Source organism: Salinispora pacifica DSM 45544 (assembly GCF_000378845.1).
In the GTDB taxonomy this organism is placed as follows: Bacteria; Actinomycetota; Actinomycetes; order Mycobacteriales; family Micromonosporaceae; genus Micromonospora; species Micromonospora pacifica.
In genome coordinates this window covers 5,350,290-5,357,320 of the sequence record NZ_KB905359.1, presented here as the reverse complement: position 1 = coordinate 5,357,320, position 7,031 = coordinate 5,350,290, and the positions used below count along the sequence as shown (strand labels likewise).

The 7,031-nt window shown below is 70.8% G+C and carries 3 protein-coding genes; all 3 read right to left on the bottom strand.

Features of this window, described 5'->3' with window-relative positions; genetic code table 11:
• Nucleotides 1-1,457: type I polyketide synthase (locus tag SALPAC3_RS0124475; protein WP_018223801.1), on the bottom strand; the 1,457-nt coding region annotated here is incomplete at its 3' end.
• Between the two features lie 58 nt (nt 1,458-1,515).
• A complete protein-coding gene (locus SALPAC3_RS0124470; protein ID WP_018223800.1) occupies nt 1,516-6,270 on the bottom strand; it encodes a type I polyketide synthase in 4,755 nt (1,584 codons plus the stop codon).
• A 40-nt stretch (nt 6,271-6,310) separates the two neighbouring features.
• Nucleotides 6,311-7,031, bottom strand: a 721-nt coding sequence (locus SALPAC3_RS26315) for a phosphopantetheine-binding protein (RefSeq protein ID WP_018223799.1), incomplete at its 5' end; no start/stop codon positions are given.

Genomic DNA, 7,031 nt, shown 5'->3' with positions numbered 1-7,031 from the left:
ACCGACCGACCCGACAACGGCCACAACACCACCGACGACCCCACCACCCCCACCGACTCACCAACACCAACCACCGGAGCCTGCTCCAGCACCACGTGGGCATTGGTGCCACTCACGCCAAACGACGACACCCCACCCCGCCGCGGTTGGCCGTGGTCCGGCCACTGCCGCGCCTCGGTGAGCAGCTGCACCGTGCCGGCCGACCAGTCCACATGCGAGGAGGGTTCCGATACGTGCAGGCTCTTGGGCAGCACGCCGTTGCGCAACGCCAGCACCATCTTGATCACGCCGCTGACGGCGGCGGCGGCTTGGGCGTGGCCGATATTGGACTTCACCGAGCCCAACCAGAGCGGCCGATCCGCCGGCCGGTCGTGACCATACGTGGCGATCAGCGCCTCCGCCTCGATCGGGTCACCGAGGGTGGTGCCGGTACCGTGCGCCTCGACCAGGTCGACGTCGGTGGAGGAGAGCCCGGCGTTGGCGAGGGCTTGACGAATGACCCGCTGCTGGGCCACCCCGTTCGGCGCAGTCAGGCCGTTGGACGCGCCGTCCTGGTTGATGGCCGAACCGCGGATGACGGCGAGTACCGGGTGGCCGTTGCGCTGGGCGTCGGAGAGGCGTTCCAGCAGCAGCATGCCGACTCCCTCACCCCAGCCGGTGCCATCGGCGTCATCGGAGAAGGGCTTGCAGCGGCCGTCGGAGGCCAGGCCACGCTGCCGGCTGAAGGCGACGAACGCACCGGGGGTCGACATGACGGTCACGCCACCGGCCAGCGCCAGGCCACACTCCCGCTGACGCAGCGCGTGCGCGGCCAGGTGCAGGGCGACCAGCGACGACGAGCACGCGGTGTTGACGGTGACGGCGGGTCCCTCCAGCCCTAGGCTGTACGCGACCCGCCCGGAGATGACCGCACCGGCGTTGCCGGTGCTCATGTAGGCCTCGACGGGTTCGGGTAGCACCGTAAGCCGGTCCCAGTAGTCCTGGCCGCCGCAGCCGACGAAGACGCCGACGGGGCCACCGCGCAGCGAGTCGGGGTTGATGCCGGCCCGCTCGCACGCCTCCCAGCTCGTCTCCAGCACCAGCCGCTGCTGCGGGTCCATGGCCAATGCCTCGCGGGGCGAGATGCCGAAGAACTCAGCGTCGAACTTGGCGGCGTCGTGGACGAAGCCGCCCTGCCTGACATAGCTGCTACCGGCGGTGTCTGGGTCGGCGTCGTAGAGGGCTGTGGTGTCCCAGCCCCGGTCGGTCGGAAAGTCACCGATGGCATCGACGCCGTCGACGACCAGCCGCCACAGCTCCTCGGGCGAGCTGACCCCGCCCGGATAACGGCAGGCCATCCCGATGATCGCGATCGGGTCCTGCTCCTGCGACTCGACCTCGCGCAGCCGTTCCCGAGTGCGGTGCAGATCAGCAGTGACCCGCTTCAGATAGTCAAGGAGCTTCTCTTCGTTCGCCATCTGAACCTCACCAAACTCGTTGCCAGCGGGACACGTTCCGGGGGGGCGCGGTGGCGGCTCAGGTCATCCCGAGTTCCTTGTCGATCAGGTTGAACACATCGTCGGCGGAGGCCGCCTCAAGGCGGTCGACCAGGGTGGCGCCCGCGGTGGTGCTGAGGGTCTCGTTGAGCTTCGCCAGCATCGACTGGAGCCGGACGGTCACCCGGTTCCGCTCGATCTCCTCCGGCGCCAGACCCGTGACGGTGGCCTCGAGCCGGTCCAGTTCGGCGAGCAGGCCGCCGGCGGTGTCGCCGGTGTATCCGAGTTCGGCGCGGAGCTGGTCGGCGAGGGCGACCGCGTTGGGGTGGTCGAAGACCAGGGTCGCGGAGAGCCGGAGGCCGGTGGCGGCGCTGAGCCGATTGCGCATCTCCACGGCCGTCACCGAGTCCATACCGAGGTCCTTGAAGGCACGCCGCGGTTCCACCGGGTCGGCGTCGCCGTATCCCAGGACGGCGGCCACGTTTGTGCGGACCGTGTCAAGCAGCAGTACGCGCTGCTCGGCCTCGGGCATTGCGGCGAGCCGGTCGGCGAGCGCCGAGGACGACGGCGCGTCGGTGGCATCGGAGGTTTCGGCGACGGCGTCGAGAAGGTCGGCGAGCAGCGGCCGTGGCCGGGCCAGGGTGTAGATCGGGGCGAACCGGTCCCAGTCGATGTCGGCGACGACGAGGTGACTCTCATCGTGGTCGAGGGCCTGCCGTAGCGCCTGGACAGCGAGTCGGGGTTCCATGACGCCGACACCCAGCCGGTCGAGGTGCGCGCCGACCTCGCCGCCGGCCATGCCGCCGCCACCCCAACTGCCCCAGGCGATGGAGGTGGCGACCAACCCGCGGGTCCGCCGCCGGTGCGCCAACACGTCAAGATACGCATTCGCGGTGGCGTAACCGGCCTGCCCCGCACTACCCCACACCGCCGCTCCGGAGGAGAACAACACAAACGCCGCCAACGGCCGGTCAGCCAACAACGCATCCAAATGCACCGCACCAAGCACCTTGGCCCGACACACATCAACAAACTCATCGAGACCGGTCTCACCCAACGGCACCTCCGGACGCAACACGCCGGCAGCGTGGAAGACCGCGGTCAGGTCCTCACCCAGATCGGCCAACAACCCAGCAACCGCCTCGCGATCAGCCACATCACAAGCAACAACCTCAACACCTGGAAGCCGGGACACCACATCCGCCGCACCCGGAGCGTCCATCCCCCGCCGACTGGCCAACACCACCCGATCCGCGCCATCGGCGAGCAACCACTCCGCGACATGCCCGCCAATACCACCGGTACCACCGGTCACCAGGACCGTGCCGGTAGGCCGCCAGCGCCGATCAGGGGTGCCAGGGGCGGGCCAACGGACCATCCGCCGGGCCAAGACTCCGGCAGTACGGACAGCGACCTGATCCTCGCCCCCATCGGCGAACGCGTCCACGAGCCGCTCAACGTGGACGTCGGTCCAGTCCATGGGCAGGTCGACCAGGCCACCCCACCAGTCGGGGTAGTCGAGGGAGAGCACAGTACCCAGACCCCAGAGGGCGCCCTGCGCGGGGTGCGGCAGGTCCTCGAACCGATCGACGCCGACGCCACCGGAGGTGACGCACCACAGCCGGCCGGTGAAATCGGCGGCAGCCAGGGCGTGTACCAGCGACACGGTGGCGGTGACGCCGGCGGAGAGGCCGGCGTCGGTGTCGTCCGGGGTACCGTCGAGGGCGAGCAGGGACACCACCCCGGCCGGGTGTTCCCCGGCCGGCAGCCCAACGCCGGTGACCGTGACCACCTCGGCGCCCCGGGCGGCCAAGCCGTCGGTGAGGGCCCGTACCCGTGCGTCGTCGGTCAACGTCGCCGGTACGACGAGCCACCAGGCACCGGCCAACTCCCCGCCGGCGGGCAGGTCGGTGGAGCGCCACACCACCCGATACCGCCAGCCGTCCACCGTGGCGGAGGCGTTCTGCCGGGACCGCCACGACGTCAGGCCGGGCAGCACCTCGCCGACAATCTCGGCGTTGACGGCGAGACCGTCGGCGAGGGCGTCAACGTCGGCGCGTTCGACGGCGTCCCAGAATCCGGCATCGGCTCCGGTGACGGTCGGGGCGGCGGTCGGCTCGATCCAGTAGCGCTGGTGTTGGAAGGCGTAGGTGGGCAGCTCCGCCCGGTGGGTGCCGGGCAGGGCGGTGGCCCAGTCCACGTCGACGCCGCGCACGTGCAGCTCGGCCAGTGAGGTGAGCATCCGGTCCAAGCCGCCGTCATCGCGTCGCAGGGTGCCGGTGACCACCACCGGGCGGTCCACCGACTCCAGCGTCTCCTGCATCCCCATGCCGAGCACGGGATGTGGGCTGACCTCCACATACGCGGTCCACCCCTGTTCGGCGAGCGTGCGAATCGCCGGGTCGAACCGGACCGTGTTGCGCAGGTTCTCGTACCAGTAGCGGGCGTCGAGGGTGGCCGGGTCGATCCAGTCGCCGGTGACCGTGGAGAACATCCGGATCGTCCCGGTACGGGGGTTGATCGTTGCCAGGTCCTCCAACAGCCGGTGTTCCAGCGCCTCCACCTGCGCCGAGTGGGAGGCGTAGTCAACGGCCACCTCCTTGACCCGCACCCCCTCCTCGGTAAGCGCGGCGACGAGTTCACGCAGCGCCTGCGGGGTACCGGAGACCACCACCGAGCCGGTGCCGTTGACCACAGCGAGGGAGATGTCCCCCGCCCACTGAGCGATCCGTTCCTGCGCCTGGTCGGCGGAGAGCCCGACAGAGACCATCCCACCACGACCGGCCAGCTCCGCACCGATGGCGCGGCTGCGCAGGGTGACCACCCGCGCCCCATCAGCGAGGGAGAGCGACCCAGCCACGCAGGCGGCGGCGATCTCGCCCTGCGAGTGACCGACCACCGCGTCCGGTTCGACGCCGTACGCGCGCCAGGTGGCGGCGAGGGAGACCATCATCGCCCAGAGGGCGGGTTGGACGACGTCCACCCACTCCAGGGAGGTCGCGCCGGGTACGCCGCGCACCACGTCGAGCAGGTCCCAGTCGACGTAGGCGCGCAACTCGGTGGCGCAGCGCCGCATCTGCTCGGCGAAGACGGGCGAGGAATCCAGCAGGGCGGCGGCCATGCCGGCCCACTGGGTGCCCTGACCAGGGAAGACGAAGACGACCCGGCCGGCGGCGTCGGCGGTGCCGGTGACCGCGGTCGGAGACGGCTGGCCGGCGGCGACCGCGGTGAGCGCGGCGCGCAGCCGGGGCAGGTCCTCACCAAGCACCACCGCCCGGTGGTCGAGTCGGGCCCGGCCGGCCAACGTACGGCCCACCGAGACGAGGTCGGCCTGCTCGTGATCCAGGTGGGAGAGCAGTTGCTCGGCCTGGGCGGGCAGTGCCCGGTCGGTGTGTCCGGAGAGTACCCACGGCAGTACCGCCGGGGCGGCCGGCTGCTCGTCCTCCTCGGCCGGGGGCACCTCCTCCAACACGACGTGGGCGTTGGTGCCGCTGATGCCGAAGGAGGAGACCGCGCAGCGGCGGGCCCGAGAGGTCTGCGGCCAGTCAAGCGGCTCGGTCAGCAGGCGCACCGTGCCCGGAGACCAGTCAATCTCACTGCTGGGCTGGTCAACGTGCAGGGTGCGGGGTAGCACGCCGTGCCGCATCGCCTGCACCATCTTGATCACCCCGCCGACTCCGGCAGCGGCCTGTGCGTGACCGATATTGGACTTGAGCGAACCGAGCCAGAGTGGCCGGTCGGCGGCACGGTCCTTGCCGTACGTGGCGAAGAGCGCCTGCGCCTCGATCGGGTCGCCGAGCCGCGTGCCCGTGCCGTGTGCCTCGACCGCGTCGATGTCCTGCGCGGACAGCCGGGCGTTGGCCAGCGCGGCCCGGATGACCCGCCGCTGGGAGGGGCCGTTCGGAGCGGTGAGCCCGTTGGACGCGCCGTCCTGGTTGGTCGCGGAGCCCCGGATGACGGCAAGGACAGGATGGCCGTCAACCCGGGCGTCGGAGAGCCGCTCCAGCACCAGCACACCGGAGCCCTCGGCCCAGCCGGTGCCGTCGGCGCCGTCAGCGAACGACTTACATCGGCCGTCGAAGGACAGCGCCCGTTGCCGGGAGAACTCGACGAAGGCGTCGGGGGTGCCGATCACGGTGACGCCACCGGCGACGGCGAGGGAGGCCTCCCCGGACCGCAGCGACTGGCAGGCCCAGTGCAGAGCGACCAGTGAGGACGAGCAGCCGGTGTCGACGGTGACCGCCGGGCCTTCCAGGCCGAGGGTGTAGGACAGCCGGCCGGAGACGATGCTGCCGGCGCCCCAGCTGTTCGGGTAGTCGTGGTAGGCAACGCCGGTAAACACGGCGGTGGGGCTACCCTTGAGCGCCAGCGGGTCGATGCCGGCCCGCTCCAGCGCCTCCCAGGACGTCTCCAGGAACAGCCGCTGCTGCGGGTCCATCTCGGCAGCCTCACGGGGCGAGATACCGAAGAACGTCGGGTCGAAGTCGGCGGCGTCATAGAGGAAGCCGCCGTGCCGGGTGTAGCTGGTGCCCGGATGCTCCGGGTCCGGGTCGTAGAGCCGGTCGAGGTCCCAGCCCCGGTCGGTGGGCATGCCAGCGATGGCGTCGGTGCCGGCCGCGACGAGGTCCCACAGCGCCTCGGGGGAATCCACCCCGCCCGGGTAGCGACAGCCCATGCCGACGATGGCGATGGGCTCGGCGGCACGCTCCTCCATGTCGCGGAGCCGCTCGCTGGTCTCGTGCAGGTCGGCCGTTACCCGCCGCAGGTAGTCACGAAGCTTCTGTTCGTTGGACATCAGGAACCCATTCGTGGACGGGGCCGGCACAGCGGACGGATCATGAGGTGCCGAACTTGCTGTCGATGAATTCGAAGAGGTCGTCGTCGGAGGCGTTGTCGAGGTCCTCGGTCACGCTGACGACCTCGGCCGGGCGTTGATCAGCGGTCCAGGTCGCCAGCAGGGCCCTGAGCCGCTCCCCCACCCCGGCACGGAGGTTCTCGTCGAGGGCCGCCACCGTCTTCGCGTCCATCATGGACAATGCTGCCTGGAGTCGGTCAAGGTCGTCGAGTAGGCTGACGCCCCCCGCATCGGCGGGCACCAGCTCCGTGAGCAGGTGCCGGGCCAGTTCGACCGGGGTCGGGTAGTCGAAGACCAGCGTGGCGGGCAGCCGCAGCGCGGTCTCCGAGGCGAGTTGGTTCCGGAGCTCGACGGCGGTCAACGAGTCGAAGCCGGCTTCCTTGAACGCCCGCTCCGGTTCGACGTCCGCGCCGGAGGCGTACCCGAGTACTGCGGCGACCTGGTCGCGGACCAGCGCGATGACGGTGTCCAGACGGTCCGGTGCCGGCATCGCGGCGAGCCGCCCGGCGAGGTCGACGGTGGTGGCGACCGGGGCGGCCGGTTCGATTGTCGGGTGGGCGTCGGGGAGCGCGGCGAGCAGCGGCCGTGGCCGGGCCAGGGTGTAGATCGGGGCGAACCGGTCCCAGTCGATGTCGGCGACGACGAGGTGACTCTCATCGTGGTCGAGGGCCTGCCGTAGCGCCTGGACAGCAAGCCCGGGG